We start from the raw sequence: 1,066 nt of genomic DNA, 5'->3' as shown, positions 1-1,066 counted from the left end.
CTCACGCTCGTCGATCGGTCGAAGGATGTCATCAAGTCCGGCGGGGAGTGGATCTCGTCGGTCGATCTGGAGAACGCGATCATGGGCCATCCGGCGGTCGCCGAGGCGGCTGTGATCGGCGTCTCGGACGAGACTTGGGGTGAGCGTCCGCTGGTCGCGGTGGTCCGGCGTCCGGGGGTCTCCGCGGAGCCGGAGGAGTTGCGCCGGTTCTTGTCGGGGAGTTTTGCGAAATGGCAGTTGCCCGAACGCTGGGCATTCATCGGTGAAGTCCCCAAAACGAGCGTGGGAAAGTTCGACAAGAAGCGGTTGCGGGCGCAGTTCGCCGCGGGTGAACTCGTGGTCATAGTGACCGAATAGTCGAGGCACGAACGAACGAACCGCCCGGATATCGTGCCGGGCGGTTCTGCTTTCCTGGAGCGGCGCTGCCATCGCAGCAGTTTCGGACGTCTGCCGCCGGTTCAGCCGTCGACCGACACCCTGGAGTTGGATAGACGTTTCCGCATAATGCGGCACCCACGGGAGGCGCTGGCCGCGAAGAGGTGGTGTCAATGTGCGGGTTCAGGAGTTCGTTGACCGATCAGGTCCAGGACTTTGTTGTCGGGTTCATCACAGCCGCAACGGTTTTGGGACATTGTTGACGGTCGGTCGTTGATCATCTTCGGGTGGTCGACGAGGTTGACGGTGAAAGCCGGGTTCCGGACCAGCGGCAGTGGCGGGCCGAGCATCGGTATCGCGCCGTGCGTGAGGTGCTCGACGGCGCGCCGGTGGCGGAAGTGGCACGTCAGTACGGGACTTCACGGCAGGCGTTGCATACGTGGCTGCGCCGATTCGAAGCCGACGGGCAGGCGGGGCTGGTCGAGCGGTCGCGGCGGCCCAAGACATCGCCGACGCGGTTGCCGGCGGAGCTGGAGTCGATGATCTGCGAGATGCGGCGGGTGCATCCGCGGTGGGGTGCCCAGAGGATCGCGCACGAGCTGGCGGTGCGTGGCGTCGCCGAGGCTCCGTCGCGCAGCACGGTGTATCGGGTGCTGGTCCGCAATAGTCTTGTGCAGCACCAGGAACAGAA

The 1,066-nt window shown here is 65.0% G+C and carries 1 protein-coding gene and 1 pseudogene; both read left to right on the top strand.

Features of this window, described 5'->3' with window-relative positions:
- Nucleotides 1–357 (top strand): annotated as a pseudogene (locus ACGF5C_RS35185) (fatty acid--CoA ligase); the annotation flags it as partial.
- A 305-nt stretch (nucleotides 358–662) separates the two neighbouring features.
- Nucleotides 663–1,066 (top strand): helix-turn-helix domain-containing protein (locus ACGF5C_RS35180; protein ID WP_393308795.1); only part of this gene is annotated, 404 nt, incomplete at its 3' end.

This window comes from Micromonospora sp. NPDC047620, assembly GCF_043205005.1.
Taxonomy (GTDB): Bacteria; Actinomycetota; Actinomycetes; order Mycobacteriales; family Micromonosporaceae; genus Micromonospora.
The sequence above is the reverse complement of the archived record's forward strand: the minus strand, read 5'-3'. Positions and strand labels throughout refer to the sequence as shown.